The sequence below is a fragment of the Burkholderia sp. Leaf177 genome, from assembly GCF_001424345.1.
In the GTDB taxonomy this organism is placed as follows: domain Bacteria; phylum Pseudomonadota; class Gammaproteobacteria; order Burkholderiales; family Burkholderiaceae; genus Caballeronia.
This window is the reverse complement of record NZ_LMPF01000005.1, coordinates 1-18,561: the sequence shown is the minus strand read 5'-3', so window position 1 is coordinate 18,561 and position 18,561 is coordinate 1. Positions and strand designations below refer to the sequence as shown.

14 protein-coding genes, 1 tRNA gene and 1 pseudogene are annotated in these 18,561 nt (G+C 57.9%); 1 reads left to right on the top strand and 15 read right to left on the bottom strand.

What is annotated here, in order from left to right:
- Positions 1–38 precede the first annotated feature (38 nt).
- The 6 genes from fusA to rpoB form a co-directional block, all read right to left on the bottom strand.
- Complete coding sequence (fusA, locus tag ASG35_RS08225; RefSeq protein ID WP_056355401.1) at positions 39–2,141, bottom strand: elongation factor G; 2,103 nt, start codon at positions 2,139–2,141, stop codon at positions 39–41.
- Positions 2,142–2,273: 132 nt separating this feature from the next.
- Positions 2,274–2,744, bottom strand: coding sequence for a 30S ribosomal protein S7 (gene rpsG, locus ASG35_RS08220; RefSeq protein WP_031361587.1), 471 nt, complete (start codon positions 2,742–2,744; stop codon positions 2,274–2,276).
- Between the two features lie 181 nt (positions 2,745–2,925).
- Positions 2,926–3,306, bottom strand: a complete 381-nt coding sequence (gene rpsL, locus ASG35_RS08215) for a 30S ribosomal protein S12 (protein ID WP_035935550.1) — start codon at positions 3,304–3,306, stop codon at positions 2,926–2,928.
- Positions 3,307–3,519: 213 nt separating this feature from the next.
- Entirely contained in the window at positions 3,520–5,367 is a 1,848-nt protein-coding gene (recQ, locus tag ASG35_RS08210; RefSeq protein WP_056355624.1) for a DNA helicase RecQ, read from the bottom strand.
- Positions 5,368–5,559: 192 nt separating this feature from the next.
- Positions 5,560–9,807: a DNA-directed RNA polymerase subunit beta' gene (rpoC, locus tag ASG35_RS08205; RefSeq protein WP_056355400.1), complete on the bottom strand. Its 4,248-nt coding sequence runs from the start codon at positions 9,805–9,807 to the stop codon at positions 5,560–5,562.
- Between the two features lie 21 nt (positions 9,808–9,828).
- Positions 9,829–13,935 carry a DNA-directed RNA polymerase subunit beta gene (gene rpoB, locus ASG35_RS08200; RefSeq protein ID WP_056355397.1) on the bottom strand — a complete coding sequence of 1,369 codons (4,107 nt, stop codon included), beginning with the start codon at positions 13,933–13,935 and terminating at the stop codon, positions 9,829–9,831.
- 122 nt (positions 13,936–14,057) lie between these two features.
- Here rpoB and ASG35_RS31225 point away from each other — a divergent pair, with 122 nt between their 5' ends.
- A complete protein-coding gene (locus tag ASG35_RS31225) occupies positions 14,058–14,273 on the top strand; it encodes a hypothetical protein (RefSeq protein WP_156393055.1) in 216 nt (71 codons plus the stop codon).
- Positions 14,274–14,303: 30 nt separating this feature from the next.
- Here the strand turns inward: ASG35_RS31225 and rplL are convergent, their stop codons facing one another.
- The 9 genes and pseudogenes from rplL to ASG35_RS31895 form a co-directional block, all read right to left on the bottom strand.
- Positions 14,304–14,672: a 50S ribosomal protein L7/L12 gene (rplL, locus tag ASG35_RS08195; RefSeq protein ID WP_056355393.1), complete on the bottom strand. Its 369-nt coding sequence runs from the start codon at positions 14,670–14,672 to the stop codon at positions 14,304–14,306.
- 75 nt (positions 14,673–14,747) lie between these two features.
- Positions 14,748–15,278 carry a 50S ribosomal protein L10 gene (rplJ, locus tag ASG35_RS08190; RefSeq protein WP_056355392.1) on the bottom strand — a complete coding sequence of 177 codons (531 nt, stop codon included), beginning with the start codon at positions 15,276–15,278 and terminating at the stop codon, positions 14,748–14,750.
- Positions 15,279–15,575: 297 nt separating this feature from the next.
- Positions 15,576–16,271, bottom strand: a complete 696-nt coding sequence (gene rplA, locus ASG35_RS08185) for a 50S ribosomal protein L1 (RefSeq protein WP_056355390.1) — start codon at positions 16,269–16,271, stop codon at positions 15,576–15,578.
- Positions 16,272–16,703 carry a 50S ribosomal protein L11 gene (rplK, locus tag ASG35_RS08180; RefSeq protein WP_056355388.1) on the bottom strand — a complete coding sequence of 144 codons (432 nt, stop codon included), beginning with the start codon at positions 16,701–16,703 and terminating at the stop codon, positions 16,272–16,274.
- Between the two features lie 155 nt (positions 16,704–16,858).
- Entirely contained in the window at positions 16,859–17,416 is a 558-nt protein-coding gene (nusG, locus tag ASG35_RS08175) for a transcription termination/antitermination protein NusG (RefSeq protein WP_047845328.1), read from the bottom strand.
- 1 nt (position 17,417) lies between these two features.
- Entirely contained in the window at positions 17,418–17,798 is a 381-nt protein-coding gene (gene secE / locus ASG35_RS08170) for a preprotein translocase subunit SecE (protein WP_056355385.1), read from the bottom strand.
- Positions 17,799–17,832: 34 nt separating this feature from the next.
- Positions 17,833–17,908, bottom strand: a tRNA-Trp gene (locus tag ASG35_RS08165).
- Between the two features lie 74 nt (positions 17,909–17,982).
- Positions 17,983–18,113 (bottom strand): annotated as a pseudogene (locus tag ASG35_RS32590) (elongation factor Tu); the annotation flags it as partial.
- 1 nt (position 18,114) lies between these two features.
- A partial coding sequence (locus ASG35_RS31895; protein WP_268761113.1) for an EF-Tu/IF-2/RF-3 family GTPase occupies positions 18,115–18,561 on the bottom strand: 447 nt, incomplete at both ends.

Below are 18,561 nucleotides of genomic sequence, written 5' to 3'. Positions count from 1 at the left end.
AAATTTGTTGATCGGTTAAAGACTTTTGGCCTGCCGAATTACTTGGATTTCGCGTTGATGATCGCTTCAGAGACGTTACGGGGCGCTTCCGAATAATGCTTGAATTCCATCGTGTACGTAGCGCGACCTTGCGTCGCCGAACGCAGCGACGTCGAGTAGCCGAACATTTCCGACAACGGGACTTCAGCGCGCACGATCTTGCCGCCGCCAATCATGTCTTCCATGCCCTGGACGATACCGCGACGGCTCGACAAGTCACCCATCACGTTGCCCATGTAGTCTTCCGGCGTTTCGACTTCGACGGCCATCATTGGCTCGAGGATAACCGGGTTTGCACGGCGCATTGCTTCCTTGAACGCCATCGAACCTGCCATGCGGAACGCATTTTCGTTCGAGTCAACGTCGTGGTACGAACCGAAGGTCAGGTGAACCTTCACGTCGACCACCGGGAAGCCAGCCAGCACGCCTGCCTTCAGCGTTTCCTGGATACCCTTGTCCACAGCCGGGATGTACTCGCGCGGAATCACACCGCCCTTGATCTCGTCCAGGAACTCGTAGCCCTTGCCTTGCTCGTTCGGCTCAAGCGTGATGACAGCGTGGCCATACTGACCGCGGCCGCCCGACTGCTTGACGAACTTGCCGTCAACGTCTTCTGCCTTGCCGCGGATCGTTTCGCGATACGCAACCTGCGGCTTGCCGACGGTTGCTTCAACGCCGAATTCGCGACGCATACGGTCAACCAGAATTTCCAGATGCAGCTCGCCCATACCCGAAATGATGGTCTGGCCCGACTCTTCGTCGGTCTGGACGCGGAACGACGGATCTTCCTGAGCCAGGCGGTTGAGCGCGAGGCCCATCTTTTCCTGGTCAGGCTTGGTCTTCGGTTCCACAGCCTGCGAAATCACCGGCTCCGGGAAAATCATGCGCTCAAGAACGATCGGATGCGCCGGATCGCACAGCGTATCGCCAGTGGTTGCGTCTTTCAGGCCAACCGCAGCAGCGATATCGCCAGCATGCACTTCCTTGATTTCTTCGCGCTGGTTCGCGTGCATCAGGAGAATACGACCCAGACGTTCTTTCTTGTCTTTGGTCGCGTTCAGCAGTGTGTCGCCCGACTTGGTCGTACCCGAATAAACGCGGAAGAAGATCAACTGGCCGACGAACGGGTCGGTCATGATCTTGAACGCCAGTGCCGAAAACTTTTCGTCGTCAGCTGCACGACGCTCAGCGCGTTCGCCGTCTTCGAGTTCGCCCAGAACCGGCGGAATGTCGATTGGTGAAGGCAAGAAGTCGAGCACAGCGTCCAACATGCGCTGCACGCCCTTGTTCTTAAACGCGGTGCCGCACAACATTGGCTGGATTTCACAAGCGATCGTACGGTCGCGCAGACCCTTCACGATTTCCTCTTCGGTCAACTCGCCCGTTTCGAGGTACTTGTTCATCATCTCTTCGTTGGCTTCGGCCGCGGCTTCAACCATCTTTCCACGCCATTCTTCGCACGTAGCCTGCAGTTCTGCCGGAATTTCTTCGTAGGCAAACTTAGTGCCTTGGGACGCTTCATCCCAAATGATCGCCTTCATCTTGATCAGGTCGACAACGCCCGTGAACGTGTCTTCCGCGCCGATAGGCACGACGACCGGAACCGGGTTTGCCTTCAAACGCAGCTTGAGCTGGTCGTAGACCTTGAAGAAGTTCGCGCCGGTGCGGTCCATTTTGTTGATGAACGCGAGACGGGGAACCTTGTACTTGTTAGCCTGGCGCCACACGGTTTCCGACTGGGGCTGAACACCGCCCACAGCGCAATAAACCATGCATGCACCGTCGAGCACGCGCATGGAACGCTCGACTTCAATGGTGAAGTCAACGTGTCCCGGCGTGTCAATGATGTTGATGCGGTGCTCGGGGCGGTCGCCAGCCATGCCTTTCCAGAAGGCCGTCGTTGCTGCCGACGTGATGGTGATGCCGCGCTCCTGCTCCTGCTCCATCCAGTCCATCGTTGCTGCGCCGTCGTGAACTTCGCCGATCTTGTGGTTCACGCCTGTATAAAACAGGATACGTTCGGTCGTCGTCGTCTTGCCAGCATCGATGTGAGCGCTAATACCGATATTACGGTAGCGCTCGATAGGTGTCTTGCGAGCCACTTTGAATCCTTAATTGGGTCGACGCAACCAGCACATGCCAGTCACGCCCTAACACAAACGGGCGAGGCGCTTTGTAAGCGCACCCGCCCGGAGGTTTTCCGTTCGTCCCAGGTCGGGAGGCTAGATTCAGCCTTAGAAGCGGAAGTGCGAGAACGCCTTGTTGGCTTCTGCCATCCGGTGAACTTCGTCGCGCTTCTTCATCGCGCCGCCACGGCCTTCCGCGGCTTCCGAAAGCTCACCTGCGAGACGCAGAGCCATCGACTTCTCGCTGCGCTTTTTCGCAGCTTCGCGCAACCAACGCATCGCCAATGCCATACGACGCGACGGACGCACTTCCACTGGAACTTGATAGTTCGCACCACCAACGCGGCGGCTCTTCACTTCCACAACCGGCTTCACGTTGTTGAGCGCACCCGTGAACACTTCCAGCGGGTCCTTGCCACCCTTGGTCTGGATCTGTTCAAAAGCACCATAAACGATACGCTCGGCAACTGACTTCTTGCCCGACAGCATGATCACGTTCATGAACTTGGCTACATCTACGTTGCCGAATTTCGGATCCGGCAAAATGTCCCGCTTGGGGACTTCGCGACGACGCGGCATGATTCTTCCTTTGATTTTTCAGTTGGAGCCACTTCGGCTCCACGGTCACCAACTAACCCGATCTATCTGTCGACTAACCAGCTTGGCCGGGTGACCACTTACTCGACAGCACCGGCATTTCCGGCACCACCGCTTGAACGCCCTGTTAGGGGCAACCTGTACCGCTCAATCCAGCGAAAACTTACTTGCCGGCCTTGGCGCGCTTCGCACCGTACTTCGAGCGAGCTTGCTTACGATCCTTGACGCCCTGAGTATCCAGCGAGCCGCGAACCATGTGATAACGCACACCCGGCAAGTCTTTCACACGACCGCCGCGAATCAGCACGACCGAGTGTTCCTGCAGGTTGTGGCCTTCACCACCGATGTACGAAATAACTTCGAAACCGTTCGTCAGACGAACTTTTGCAACTTTACGAAGTGCCGAGTTCGGCTTCTTCGGCGTCGTCGTGTACACGCGAGTGCACACGCCGCGACGCTGCGGGCAGTCCTGCAAAGCCGGCGACTTGCTCTTCACTGTTTCTGAAGCGCGGCCTTTGCGAACCAATTGATTGATGGTTGGCATTGTCTATTCCTAAATTGATCAAAATCGACGCCTCCGTTTCGGGCAAAGCAAAACGGCCTGCGCATCGAACTTTCCCGCCGTGTCATGCGTGCGTGGAGAACCCCGAGGGAACCCTGCGAGCAGATTCAAGAACGAGAACCTAACATCATAATCCGAAATTCCCAATACGGTCAATAGCTTGGGGGTGGTCCGAAGTGATCAGCGGAAGTAAAACTAATCTGCACCAACGACTTGAAGTAATTCGTCGCCAAAACGATCCAGTTTGCGCGCGCCGATGCCCGGAATGTGCCGCAAATCTTCGATGGAATCCGGCTCGTTGCGCGCGATTTCGGCGAGCGTTGCATCGTGGAAAATGACGTATGCCGGCACGCCGTCGCTTTTGGCCATGCTCGCGCGCCAGGTGCGCAACCGCTCCCACCGCGCTTTGATACGCGGCGACATGCCTGCGGTCGGATCGGCTCGCTCGCCTGTGCGGCTGGAGGACTGGCGGCTGCGCGTCGGCTTTACATATTTACGCAGCGTGACATTCTGCTCGCCCTTGAGCACCGCCTTGCTTGCCTCGGTGAGGACCAGCGCGCCGAATCCGTCGTGATCGACAGCGAGGTAACCGAACGCGACCAGTTGGCGAAACACAGCTCGCCATTCCTGCTCGGACAACGCGGCACCCAGTCCGAACGTGGAAAGCTTTTCGTGACCACGTTGGAGCAATTTTTCAGAGCGGCTGCCGCGCAGGATATCGATCAAATGCCCCGCGCCGAAATGGAAGCCACTGGCTTTGTACGCGCGATACACACAGGACAGCGCCATTTGCGCCTCGCGGGTCGCGTCCCACGATTCAGGCGGCTCGAGGCACGTGTCGCAATTGCCGCACGGCTGGCTGGCTTCGCCGAAGTAGCCGAGCAGCCGCACGCGCCGGCATGACGCGGCTTCGCATAGCCCAAGCAACGCGTCGAGCTTGCCGCCCTGGACGCGCTTGTGGGTATCGTCGGCGTCCGATTCGTCGATCATCTTGCGTTGCTGGACAACGTCGCCGAGGCCGTAAGCCATCCACGCATTCGCCGGCATGCCGTCACGTCCAGCGCGGCCTGTTTCCTGGTAATAACCTTCCACGCTCTTGGGCAAATCCAGATGTGCAACGAAGCGCACGTCCGGCTTGTCGATACCCATCCCGAAAGCAATCGTCGCGCACATCACGATGCCCTCTTCGCGCTTGAACATTTCCTGATGGCGCTGGCGCGTCTCGTATTCCATGCCCGCGTGATAAGGCAGCGCACGCACGCCTTGGCTCTTCAGCCAATCGGCGGTTTCCTCCACTTTGCGCCGGGACAGGCAATAGATCACGCCGGCGTCGGTGGTTTTATCGGGATTCGTGTGCTCGGCGCGGATGAAATCGAGCAACTGCGCACGCGCGTTGTCTTTCTCCACGATCCGGTATCGAATGTTCGGCCGGTCGAAGCTCGAAACGAAAATCCGTGCGTCGTCCAAAGCCAGACGATGCACGATTTCATCGCGCGTAATTGCGTCGGCGGTGGCCGTCAGTGCGATCCGCGGCACCGAAGGAAACCGCTCATGCAGCACCGATAACTGAATGTATTCCGGCCGGAAATCGTGTCCCCATTGCGACACGCAATGGGCTTCGTCGATGGCAAACAAACCGATGCGCACGCTCTCGATCAGTTCGAGAAAGCGCGGCGTCATCAAGCGTTCGGGCGCAACGTACAACAGATCGATCTCGCCATTGCGCAGCGCGCGCTCGGTCGCCGCGGCTTCGGCGCCGGTCAGCGTGGAATTCAGGCAGGCGGCACGCACCCCGACTTCACTGAGCGCAGCCACCTGATCCTGCATCAACGCAATCAACGGCGACACCACGATTCCCGCACCGAATCCCGCCTCGCGTCTTAACAAAGCCGGAATCTGATAACACAGCGACTTGCCGCCGCCGGTTGGCATCAATACGAGCGAATCGCCGCCCGCGGCAACATGTTCAACGATATCGCCCTGCTGCCCCCGGAACGCGGGATAGCCAAATACTTCCTTGAGAATTTCGAGCGAACGGGACATTGAGAAGACGGAGTGCGTCGGAAGCGTGAGTACTTCGATTTTACCAACGTAGAGCATGCTTAAACGGGCATCGGCTCGACGTTAGCCAATCGATAGAGCAAAAAAAGCCGTCCGGTATAAACCGGACGGCTTCTTGTACGAGCGGATTGGTCGCCAGGGATCAGGCCCGTAAAAAGGCCCGATCCTCAGAACTTATTCCGCCGGATGCTGCTGTTCTGCGGGTGCGACAGGTGCGGCTTCGGGCGTGCCGAACTCGAACGATTCTTCCGCTGCGATCTGGTCGAAACGTTGACGATCCGACAATTCGCGGCTCTTGCGTGCCTTGTGGAACGCGAGACCCGTACCGGCCGGAATCAGACGGCCGACGATCACGTTTTCCTTCAGACCGCGCAGATCGTCGCGCTTGCCCATGATTGCGGCTTCGGTCAGCACGCGCGTGGTTTCCTGGAAGGAAGCCGCCGAGATGAACGAATCGGTCGAGAGCGATGCCTTCGTGATACCCAAAAGCACGTTCTCGTAGGTCGCGGGGATCTTGCCTTCCGCGGCCATCCGGTCGTTCTCGTCCAGCATGTCCGAACGTTCAACCTGTTCGCCCATGATGAAACGCGTATCGCCGTTGTCGGAGATCTGCACGCGGCGCAACATCTGACGCACGATCACTTCAATGTGCTTGTCGTTGATCTTCACGCCCTGCAGACGGTACACGTCCTGCACTTCGTCCACGATATAACGCGCCAGCGCCTCGATACCCTGCAAACGCAAGATGTCGTGCGGATCAGCCGGGCCGTCAACGATCATTTCGCCCTTGTTGACGACCTGACCGTCATGCACCAGCACCTGCTTTTCCTTCGTGATCAGGAACTCGTGCTGTTCCCCTTCCACGTCGGTAATGACGAGACGCTGTTTGCCCTTCGTGTCCTTACCGAACGACGTCGTACCCGTGACTTCCGCCAAGATGCCGGCGTCCTTCGGCGAGCGCGCTTCGAACAACTCGGCCACGCGCGGCAGACCACCGGTAATGTCACGCGTTTTCTGCGCTTCAACCGGGATACGTGCCAGCACTTCACCAACCTGCACTTGCTGACCATCCTTCACGGTGATCAGTGCGCCAACCTGGAAGCCGATCTGCACCGAATGCTCGGTGTTCGGGATCTTGACTTCTTCGCCTTGCGCGTCGAGCAACTTCACTTGCGGACGAACGCTCTTCGACGCCTGCGAACCACGACGCTTCACGTCGATCACGACGAGCGTTGAAAGCCCCGTCACATCGTCGATCTGCTTCGCCACCGTCACGCCTTCTTCGACGTTTTCGAACTTCACCGTACCGCCCCACTCGGTGATGATCGGACGGGTCAACGGATCCCATTGAGCCAGTTGTGCACCAGCCTTGATCTGGACGCCGTCGAGTTGCAGCAACGTTGCGCCGTACGGAATCTTGTGACGTTCACGCTCACGACCGAGGTCGTCGGCAATGATCGCCTCGCCCGAACGCGAAATGACGATCTGCTCGCCCTTCGCATTCGTGACGTAACGCATGGTTGCCGTGAAACGCACCGTACCGTTCGACTTCGCTTCCACCGAAGAAGCGATCGCCGCACGCGACGCCGCGCCACCGATGTGGAACGTACGCATGGTCAACTGCGTGCCCGGCTCACCGATCGACTGCGCAGCGATCACACCAACCGCTTCGCCGACGTTCACGCGCGAACCACGACCCAGGTCGCGGCCATAGCACGATGCGCACAGGCCGTAACGCGTTTCGCATGTCAACGGCGTGCGCACGCGCACTTCGTCGATACCCAGGCGTTCGATTTCATCGACCGCGTCTTCGTCGAGCAGCGAACCCGATTCAAACAGCGTTTCCTGCGTTTCCGGGTTGACGACGTCAGCCACCGCCACGCGACCCAGAATCCGGTCACGCAAGGCTTCGACGACTTCACCACCTTCAACCAGCGCCTTCATGGCAACGCCGTTGGTTGTGCCGCAATCGTCTTCGACCACGACCAGATCCTGCGTCACGTCAACGAGACGACGTGTCAGGTAACCCGAGTTCGCCGTCTTCAACGCCGTATCGGCCAAGCCTTTACGTGCACCGTGCGTCGAGATGAAGTACTGCAACACGTTCAGGCCTTCACGGAAGTTCGCCGTGATAGGCGTCTCGATAATCGAGCCGTCCGGCTTCGCCATCAGGCCACGCATACCGGCCAGCTGACGAATCTGAACTGCCGATCCACGTGCGCCCGAGTCGGCCATCATGTAGATCGAGTTGAACGATTCCTGCTTCGTCTGATTACCGTCGCGGTCGACCACGGGTTCCGTAGCCAACTGCTCCATCATCGCCTTGCCGACCGCTTCCGACGTTGCCGACCAGATGTCGACCACGTTGTTGTAGCGCTCTTGCGAAGTCACGAGACCCGACATGTACTGACGGTCGTATTCCTTCACCTTCTTGGCTGCGTCGCCGACGATCTGTTCTTTTTGCGGCGGCACGAGCATGTCGTCGACGCAAATCGAAATACCGGCGCGCGTAGCCAGACGGAAACCCATCTGCATCAGCTGGTCGGCGAAGATCACCGTTTCGCGCAGACCGCACTTGCGGAATGCCGTGTTGATCAGGCGCGAAATTTCCTTCTTCTTAAGCGGTCGGTTCAGCACCGAGAACGGCAGTCCTGGCGGCAGAATTTCCGACAGAATGGAACGGCCAACCGTGGTTGCATACAACGTGATCTTCGGCACGAACTTCGGTGCGCCTTCGCTTTGATCCGGGTTGTGAATGTTTTCCGTAATCCGGACATTCACCCGCGACGCCAGCTCGACTTCCTTGTTTTCGTACGCACGAATCGCTTCCGACACGCCCGTGAACGTCATGCCTTCGCCCTTGCCATTCACCGCTTCACGCGATGCGTAGTAAAGACCCAGCACGATATCCTGCGACGGCACGATCGACGGATCGCCGTTAGCCGGGAACAAGACGTTGTTCGACGCCAGCATCAGCGTGCGCGCTTCCATCTGCGCTTCGAGCGACAGCGGCACGTGAACGGCCATCTGGTCACCGTCGAAGTCGGCGTTGAACGCCGCGCAAACGAGCGGATGCAGCTGAATCGCCTTACCTTCGATCAGCACCGGCTCGAAAGCCTGAATACCAAGACGGTGAAGCGTAGGCGCGCGGTTCAGCATCACCGGATGTTCGCGGATCACCTCTTCCAGGATGTCCCACACCACGGCCGTCTGGTTCTCGACTTCCTTCTTCGCGGCCTTGATGGTCGTAGCAACGCCCATCACTTCCAGCTTGTTGAAGATGAAAGGCTTGAACAGTTCCAGCGCCATCAGCTTCGGCAAACCACACTGATGCAGCTTCAACGTCGGGCCCACCACGATCACCGAACGGCCCGAATAGTCAACGCGCTTACCGAGCAAGTTCTGACGGAAACGACCGCCCTTACCCTTGATCATGTCAGCGAGCGACTTCAGCGGACGCTTGTTCGCGCCAGTCATTGCCTTGCCGCGACGACCGTTGTCGAGCAGCGAATCGACGGCTTCCTGCAGCATCCGCTTTTCGTTACGGACGATGATTTCCGGCGCCTTCAATTCGAGCAGACGCTTCAACCGGTTGTTACGGTTGATCACCCGACGATACAAGTCGTTCAAATCAGACGTCGCGAAACGGCCGCCATCGAGCGGCACGAGCGGACGCAGTTCCGGCGGCAGCACCGGCAGCACTTCCAGCACCATCCAGTCAGGCTTGATGCCCGAACGCTGGAATGCTTCGAGCACTTTCAGGCGCTTCGCATACTTCTTGATCTTCGCTTCCGAACCCGTGTTCTTGAGTTCGGTGCGCAGCAACTCGACTTGTTCGTCGATGTTGATTGCGCGCAGCAGTTCACGCACGCCTTCCGCGCCCATCTCGGCACGGAATTCGTCGCCATATTCTTCGACCTTGTTGTAGTAATCCTCTTCCGTCATGATCTGCCGCGCTTTCAGCGGCGTCATGCCCGGTTCGATCACTACATATGCTTCGAAATACAGCACGCGTTCGATGTCGCGCAGCGTCATGTCGAGCACCATGCCCAGACGCGACGGCAACGACTTCAAAAACCAGATGTGCGCAACCGGCGAGGCCAGTTCAATGTGGCCCATCCGTTCGCGACGCACCTTGGCGAGCGTCACTTCGACGCCGCACTTTTCGCAGATCACACCGCGGTGCTTCAGGCGCTTGTACTTGCCGCACAGGCACTCGTAGTCCTTGATCGGGCCAAAAATCTTGGCGCAGAACAGGCCATCGCGCTCCGGCTTGAATGTCCGGTAGTTGATGGTTTCAGGCTTCTTCACTTCGCCGAAGGACCACGAACGGATCTTGTCTGGCGACGCCAGACCGATCTTGATCGCGTCAAAAACTTCAGGTTGTTGGACTTGCTTGAATAGATCGAGCAGAGCTTTCATTGCGTCTCTCCAGTAGTCCGATTAGTTCCGGTCCAGGTCGATGTCGATACCGAGCGACCGGATTTCCTTCACCAACACATTGAACGACTCAGGCATGCCGGCGTCGATCACGTGGTCACCCTTGACCAGGTTTTCATACACCTTGGTACGACCCGCCACGTCATCCGACTTAACAGTCAGCATTTCCTGCAGCACGTACGAAGCGCCATAAGCCTCGAGCGCCCACACTTCCATCTCACCGAAACGCTGGCCACCGAACTGCGCCTTACCACCCAGCGGCTGCTGCGTGACGAGCGAGTACGGTCCGGTCGAACGAGCGTGCATCTTGTCGTCGACCAGGTGATGCAGTTTCAGGTAGTGCATGTAGCCTACCGTGACCGTGCGTTCGAACGGTTCACCCGTGCGGCCGTCGCTCAACTGCACCTGATTCTTCGACTTCGTCATGCCGAGCTGCTTCGCGATGTCGTCCGGGAACGCCAGGTCCAGCGCGCGTTCCATTTCGCCTTCCGTGGCGCCGTCGAACACCGGCGTTGCAAAAGGAACACCTTCGCGCAGGTTCTTCGCCAGTTCGACGATTTCGTCGTCCGTGAAGTTTTCCAGCTCTTCCTGACGGCCCGACTCGTTGTAGATCTTCGTCAGGAACGCACGAAGCTCTTCGACCTTCGCCTGATGCTGCAGCATCTCGCCGATACGCCAGCCCAGACCCTTCGCGGCCCAGCCCAGATGCACTTCGAGAATCTGACCCACGTTCATCCGTGAAGGCACGCCCAGCGGATTCAGCACGACGTCGGCCGGACGGCCATCGGCCATGTACGGCATGTCTTCGATCGGGACAATCTTCGACACGACACCCTTGTTACCGTGACGGCCAGCCATCTTGTCGCCCGGTTGCAGACGACGTTTCACAGCCAGGTACACCTTGACCATCTTCAGCACGCCCGGCGGCAGTTCGTCGCCTTGCGTGAGCTTCTTGCGCTTTTCTTCGAACGCGAGGTCGAACTGGTGACGCTTTTGCTCGATGGAATCCTTGATGGCTTCCAGTTGCGCAGCGGCTTCTTCATCGGCCAGACGGATGTCGAACCAGTGATAGTGATCCAGATCCTCCAGGTACGGCAGATCGATCGCCGTGCCCTTCGCCAGCTTCTTCGGACCGCCATTCGCGATCTTGCCGTTGAGCATACGGGCGAGACGCGAGAACGCGTCGCCTTCCACAATGCGCAGCTGGTCGTTCAAGTCCAGGCGATAACGCTTCAGTTCGTCATCGATAATCTGCTGTGCACGCTTGTCACGCGTAATGCCTTCGCGCGTGAACACTTGCACGTCGATCACCGTTCCGCTCATGCCCGACGGCACGCGCAGCGACGTATCCTTCACGTCCGACGCCTTCTCACCGAAGATTGCGCGCAGCAGCTTTTCTTCCGGCGTCAGCTGGGTTTCGCCCTTCGGCGTGACCTTGCCGACCAGCACGTCGCCCGCTTCAACTTCAGCGCCGATGTACACAATGCCCGACTCATCGAGACGGCCAAGTTGCACTTCTGCCAGGTTCGAGATGTCGCGCGTGATTTCTTCCGGTCCGAGCTTCGTGTCGCGCGCGACCACATTCAGTTCTTCGATGTGGATCGACGTATAGCGGTCTTCAGCAACGACCTTCTCCGAGATCAAGATCGAATCTTCGAAGTTGTAGCCGTTCCACGGCATGAACGCGACGAGCATGTTCTGGCCAAGCGCGAGCTCGCCCAGATCGGTCGATGCACCGTCGGCCACCACGTCGCCACGACCAACCTTGTCGCCGACCTTCACGATCGGGCGCTGGTTGATGTTCGTGTTCTGGTTCGAACGCGTGTATTTGATCAGGTTGTAGATGTCGACACCGACTTCGCCGGCGACAGCTTCGTCGTCGTTCACGCGAATCACGATACGGCCGGCATCGACGTAATCCACGATACCGCCGCGGAACGCCTGAACCGTCGTACCCGAGTCGACCGCCACCGTACGTTCAATGCCCGTACCGACCACAGCCTTTTCCGGACGCAGGCAAGGAACGGCCTGACGCTGCATGTTCGAGCCCATCAATGCGCGGTTCGCGTCATCGTGTTCAAGGAACGGAATCAGCGAAGCAGCCACGGACACGATCTGCGACGGCGCCACGTCCATGTACTGGATGCGGTCCGGCGTGACCATCAGCGTTTCGCCCGCTTCACGCGACGAAACCAGTTCGTCGGTCAGCGTGCCGCCTTCGCCCAGCGACGCGTTCGCCTGAGCGATCACGTAGCGGCCTTCCTCAATTGCCGACAGGTAATCGATCTGATCGGTCACCTTGCCGTCCACCACTTTCCGGTACGGCGTCTCGAGGAAACCGTATTCGTTCAAGTGCGCGTACAGTGCGAGCGAGTTGATCAGGCCAATGTTCGGACCTTCCGGCGTTTCGATCGGGCACACGCGGCCGTAATGGGTCGGATGCACGTCGCGGACTTCGAAGCCAGCACGTTCACGTGTCAAACCGCCCGGTCCAAGAGCCGATACACGACGCTTGTGGGTGATTTCCGACAGCGGGTTCGTCTGGTCCATAAACTGCGACAACTGCGACGAGCCGAAAAACTCGCGAATGGCAGACGAAATCGGCTTCGAATTGATCAAGTCGTGCGGCATCAGGTTTTCGCTTTCTGCCTGACCCAGACGTTCCTTCACAGCCCGTTCCACACGCACGAGGCCCGCACGGAACTGGTTTTCAGCCAATTCACCGACGCAACGCACGCGGCGATTGCCGAGGTGATCGATGTCATCGACTTCGCCCTTGCCGTTACGCAGCTCGACCAGAATCTTGATGGTCGCGAGGATGTCCTCGTCTTGCAGCGTCATCGGCCCGATGATTTCGTCACGTCCCACACGACGATTGAATTTCATACGACCCACCTTCGACAGGTCGTATGCGTCTTCGCTATAGAACAGACGGTTGAACAGCGCCTCGACGGCTTCTTCCGTCGGCGGTTCGCCCGGGCGCATCATGCGGTAGATCGCGATACGCGCAGCCATGCGGTCGGCCGTTTCGTCGATACGCAGCGTCGACGAAATGTACGGACCTTGATCCAGGTCGTTCGTGTAAAGCGTCTGGATGTCCTTGACCTTCGACTCGCGCAGCTTCTCGAGCACGGTTTCCGTGATCTCGTCGTTCGCGTTCGCGATCACTTCGCCCGTCTCGCCGTCCACGACGTTCTTCGCCAGCACGCGGCCGAGCAAATAGTCTTCCGGCACCGAAATGAACTTCGTCTTCGCGGCTTCGAGATCGCGAATGTGCTTTGCGTTGATCCGCTTGTCCTTCTGGACGATGACGTTGCCTTCGCGATCTTGGATGTCGAAACGCGCGACTTCACCGCGCAGGCGTTCCGGCACGAATTCCATTTGCGCGCCTTCGGCCATCAGGCCGAAGTTATCGAACACGAAGAAGTTCGCGAGGATCTGTTCCGGCGTCAGGCCGATGGCCTTCAGCAAGATTGTCACCGGCATTTTCCGGCGACGGTCGACGCGGAAATACAGTACGTCCTTCGGATCGAATTCGAAGTCGAGCCATGAACCACGGTAAGGGATGATCCGAGCCGAGAAAAGCAGCTTGCCCGAGCTGTGCGTCTTGCCCTTGTCGTGTTCGAAAAACACGCCAGGCGAACGATGCAGCTGGGAAACGATCACGCGTTCCGTGCCGTTGATGACGAACGAACCCGTCGGCGTCATGAGCGGCATTTCGCCCATGTAGACTTCCTGCTCTTTCACTTCCTTGACGACCGGCTTACTCGGCGATTCCTTGTCGAGCAACACCAGGCGCACCTTGGCGCGCAAGGCGGAGCAGTACGTCAAACCACGCTGCTGACATTCCTTGATGTTGAATGCCGGCGGCGAGAGCATGTAGCTTACGAACTCGAGACGCGCAAACCCGTTGTGCGAAACGATTGGGAACACCGACGAAAACGCTGCTTGCAACCCTTCCGCTTTACGCTGTGTTGCGCTGGTGGTCTCTTGCAGAAAGGTGCTGAATGATTCAAGCTGGGTAGCCAGCAGAAAGGGAACCTGGTGAACGATGGGGCGTTTCGCGAAACTCTTGCGAATACGCTTCTTCTCGGTGAAGGAATATTGCATACGATCTCCGAATCACGGCGGGCGTTGCCGAGGCGGGATACCTCGATGACACGACCCGGTGTTCACCGACTGAGACTCGCCATACGCCCGGGGAGGGACGAACGAGCCTAGAAGCTTGGTGGTTGGCCGCTACCAACCGCTGGCTGACGGCAGCGGATGCCTATGTTTCCCGCTACCCGACCAAACTTGCCTTCTGCAGTCGCTTCAGAAGACAAAGAAAAGAGTCGGTAAAACTTCGCCAACCGACATTTTTCTTTAGCTTCTACGTGGTCATTGTTGCCAAAACCAACGACTTAAAACCTAGTCTCCACAAAGCAGAAAAAGGCCGGCGGTCATAGACCGCCAGCCTTCGCAAAGCGCAGCCAGACTTACTTGATTTCAGCCTTGGCGCCTGCTTCTTCCAGCTTCTTCTTTGCTTCTTCAGCAGCAGCCTTCGGTACCGATTCCTTAACTGCCTTCGGTGCGCCGTCGACCAGGTCCTTCGCTTCCTTCAGGCCGAGACCCGTCAGTTCACGAACAGCCTTAATGACCGAAACCTTGTTCGCGCCCACTTCAACCAGGTTCACCGTGAACTCGGTTTGCTCTTCAGCAACTGCAGCGGCGCCAGCGGGGCCAGCAACAGCGACAGCAGCAGCCGACACGCCAAACTTTTCTTCGAACGCCTTGACTAGCTCGTTCAGTTCCAGAACCGACATCGAGCTTACTGCTTCGAGGATGTCTTCTTTTGCGATTGCCATTTGAAATACTCCTAAATTGAATTCGGATACAGCCAGCGATCTTGTAAGCCTAACCAGGCAACCAAGCGCAGTACGTTAAGCAGTAGCTTCCGGTTGCGCTTCAGCCGGAGCTTCTGCGCCGCCACCCTTCTTCTCGGCAAGCGCGGCCAAAGCGCGCGCGAAGCCGGAAACAGGAGCTTGCATGACGTACAACAACTTGGAGAGCAGTTCTTCGCGGCTCGGGATGTTGGCGAGTGCTTGCACAGCCGCCTTGTCCATCACGTTGCCCTCGTAGGAACCAGCCTTAATGATCAACTTGTCATTGGTTTTGCCGAAGTCGTTAACAACCTTGGCAGCAGCAATTGCATCTTCAGAGATGCCGTAGATCAGGGGACCAGTCATCTGCTCGGCCAGCGGAGCGAACGGCGTACCTTCCACGGCGCGACGCGCCAACGTATTTTTCAATACGCGGAGATACACTTGTTGCTCGCGAGCCTTAGCGCGCAGCTTGGTCAGATCGCCAACCGCAATTCCACGATACTCAGCGAGCACCATCGTCTGAGCCTTCGCGACTTGCGCGGCGACTTCAGCGACAACTGCCTGCTTGTCTTCTTTGTTCAGTGGCACGGTTAAACCTCCAGATTCGATGCGCCAACTTAGCGCACCGCGTTCAACAACGGCGTCCGACCTGTCAGGAGTATTTCGACCGGCTGGTGCGCATCTCACGACACGCGACAACCGACTTCAACCACACCAAAACTGTTCCGGGTTCGCCATCTGCGTTGGCTAATATTAAGGTCACGCCTGACTACTGCGCTTCCGCCAACGGTCTTTGACAACCGGTTGCAAGCCAAACTACAACCTGCAACCGCCCAAAGCCCTTAACACCGGTTCGCGTGCAACGTGAACCGGTGCATGATTCTTTTATTGCGAGAGCGTTGCGTGATCGACGCGCACGCCGACACCCATTGTGCTCGACAATGCGATTTTGCGCAGATAGACACCCTTGCTGGTCGCCGGCTTGGCCTTTTGAAGGGCGTCCACCAGTGCCGACAAATTCTGACGCAACGATGCCGGCTCAAACGATGCACGGCCAATGGTTGCGTGGATGATCCCGCCTTTATCGACACGGAACTGAACCTGACCAGCCTTTGCGTTGCGAACTGCCTGAGCCACGTCAGCCGTCACGGTACCGACCTTCGGGTTCGGCATCAGGCCGCGCGGGCCAAGAATCTGACCGAGCGTACCGACCACGCGCATTGTGTCCGGCGAAGCGATCACAACGTCGAAGTTCAGGTTACCGGCCTTGACTTGTTCAGCCAGGTCTTCCATGCCGACCACTTCGGCACCGGCTGCACGAGCTTGTTCAGCTTTTTCGCCTTGCGCGAACACAGCAACGCGAACCGACTTGCCAGTACCAGCAGGCAACACAACCGAGCCACGAACCACTTGGTCCGACTTCTTGGCATCGATGCCGAGTTGCACAGCCACGTCGATGGATTCGTCGAACTTGGCGCTTGCGCATTCCTTCACGATCGACAGAGCGTCGTCGATCGGGTAAAGCTTCATGCGATCTACCTTGGTAGCGAGCGTTTGAAGACGCTTAGAAAGCTTAGCCATTTATACGCCCTCCACGGTGATGCCCATTGAACGGGCGCTGCCGGCGATCGTACGAACCGCTGCGTCCAGATCTGCCGCCGTAAGGTCAGGCATCTTGGTCTTTGCGATTTCTTCAGCTTGCGCGCGCGTGATATTGCCGACCTTGTCGACGTGCGGCTTCGGCGAACCCTTCTGGATGGCCGCAGCCTTCTTGATCAGAACGGTTGCCGGCGGTGTCTTCATGATGAACGTGAAGCTCTTGTCCGCGAATGCCGTGATAACCACCGGCACGGGCAGACCCGGCTCCATCGCTTGAGTCTGCGCGTTAAACGCCTTGCAGAACTCCATGATATTCAGGCCGCGCTGGCCCAGTGCCGGACCAACCGGCGGTGACGGATTGGCTTTACCTGCAGGAATCTGCAGTTTGATAAAGCCGATGATTTTCTTTGCCATGTTGAAAACCTCTGCAGAACGCGATAGCGTTCGGTGAGTAATAACGCGCGCTCGCCAAGATGGCTACTGGCGCTCCTCAACAGTCATACGCGGACTGTAAGCGCGAACCGCGCTACGAAGTTCACACTTCGAGCGCGGCGAACAGCGAATACTCGTTAAACCTTTTCTACCTGACCAAATTCAAGCTCTACCGGCGTGGAACGTCCGAAAATAGTTACAGATACGCGAACCCGCGACTTTTCGTAGTTCACTTCTTCGACGTTGCCGTTGAAGTCTGTGAACGGACCTTCCTTGACCCGAACCATCTCGCCAACTTCGAACAGCGTCTTCGGGCGCGGCTTTTCCACGCCTTCCTGCATTTGCGACATGATCTTTTCCACTTCACGCGGAGAGATCGGGCTCGGACGATTGCGTGCCCCGCCGACGAAACCTGTCACCTTGGCCGTGTTCTTCACCAGATGCCATGTCTCGTCCGTCATTTCCATCTCGACGAGCACGTAGCCCGGAAAGAAACGACGTTCGGTCACCGATTTGTGACCGCCCTTGACTTCCACGACTTCTTCCGTCGGGACAAGGATTTGACCGAACTGGTCTTGCATGCCGGCGCGGTCGATGCGCTCCTGGAGCGCGCGTTGCACGCTCTTCTCCATGCCGGAGTAGGCGTGCACGACGTACCAACGTTTTCCGCTCGGTGATGCCGGTGCTTCGCTCATATCATCTCCAACCCAGAATTACCGAGAATATCACCCACTCAATCGACTTATCGCTAAGCCACAAGAAGATTGCCATGACAAGCACAAATGCAAAGACCACCAAGGTGGTTTGCGTGGCTTCTTTACGTGTTGGCCACACCACTTTGCGGACTTCTTTGTACGAATCTTTGGCAAAGGCGATAAAACCTTTTCCCGGTGCGGAGAGAAGACCGACCGCAACACCCGCAATCAAGCCGACAGCCAGCGCGGCGCCGCGAACGTACCACTCCTGGCCACTTAGCCAGAAGAAACCTACGAACCCGGCCAAGACCAACAATACGCCCGCGGTCAACATCAACTTGTCGCCGGAAGTATTTACAGTTTCGACGGAAGGATTCGCCATAACACCTTAGACAGCGCCCGGAGACGCAAGATTGTGGCAGGGGCAGAGGGAATCGAACCCCCAACCTTCGGTTTTGGAGACCGACGCTCTGCCAGTTGAGCTATACCCCTAAACCAGTTGGGGTCAGCAATTTCGCTAACCCCGAAAACTACAGACTATCGAGCAATTTCTGGCGTTGCTCGACTTACTCGAGAACCTTGGCAACGACACCGGCGCCGACGGTACGACCGCCTTCACGGATAGCGAAGCGCAGACCTTCTTCCATGGCGATCGGTGCAATCAGCTTCACCGTGATCGACACGTTATCGCCCGGCANGACGGTACGACCGCCTTCACGGATAGCGAAGCGCAGACCTTCTTCCATGGCGATCGGTGCAATCAGCTTCACCGTGATCGACACGTTATCGCCCGGCATAACCATTTCCTTGTCCTTCGGCAACTCGATCGAACCCGTCACGTCCGTGGTACGGAAGTAGAACTGCGGACGATAGTTGTTGAAGAACGGCGTGTGGCGACCGCCTTCGTCCTTGCTGAGCACATACACTTCAGCCGTGAAGTGCGTGTGCGGCGTGATCGAACCCGGCTTGGCCAGCACTTGGCCACGTTCCACGTCTTCACGCTTCGTGCCACGCAACAGGATACCCACGTTGTCGCCCGCTTGACCCTGGTCCAGGAGCTTGCGGAACATTTCCACGCCCGTGCACGTCGTCTTCACCGTCGGCTTGATACCGATGATTTCGATTTCTTCGCCGACCTTCACGAT

Excerpts from the sequence above, each read along its gene's own strand:
- rpsG (WP_031361587.1), bottom strand. The coding sequence starts at position 2,744 with ATGCCGCGTCGTCGCGAAGTCCCCAAGCGGGACATTTTGCCGGATCCG.
- rpsL (WP_035935550.1), bottom strand. The coding sequence starts at position 3,306 with ATGCCAACCATCAATCAATTGGTTCGCAAAGGCCGCGCTTCAGAAACA.
- recQ (WP_056355624.1), bottom strand. The coding sequence starts at position 5,367 with ATGTCCCGTTCGCTCGAAATTCTCAAGGAAGTATTTGGCTATCCCGCG.
- rpoC (WP_056355400.1), bottom strand. The coding sequence starts at position 9,807 with ATGAAAGCTCTGCTCGATCTATTCAAGCAAGTCCAACAACCTGAAGTT.
- rpoB (WP_056355397.1), bottom strand. The coding sequence starts at position 13,935 with ATGCAATATTCCTTCACCGAGAAGAAGCGTATTCGCAAGAGTTTCGCG.
- rplL (WP_056355393.1), bottom strand. The coding sequence starts at position 14,672 with ATGGCAATCGCAAAAGAAGACATCCTCGAAGCAGTAAGCTCGATGTCG.
- rplA (WP_056355390.1), bottom strand. The coding sequence starts at position 16,271 with ATGGCTAAGCTTTCTAAGCGTCTTCAAACGCTCGCTACCAAGGTAGAT.
- rplK (WP_056355388.1), bottom strand. The coding sequence starts at position 16,703 with ATGGCAAAGAAAATCATCGGCTTTATCAAACTGCAGATTCCTGCAGGT.
- nusG (WP_047845328.1), bottom strand. The coding sequence starts at position 17,416 with ATGAGCGAAGCACCGGCATCACCGAGCGGAAAACGTTGGTACGTCGTG.
- secE (WP_056355385.1), bottom strand. The coding sequence starts at position 17,798 with ATGGCGAATCCTTCCGTCGAAACTGTAAATACTTCCGGCGACAAGTTG.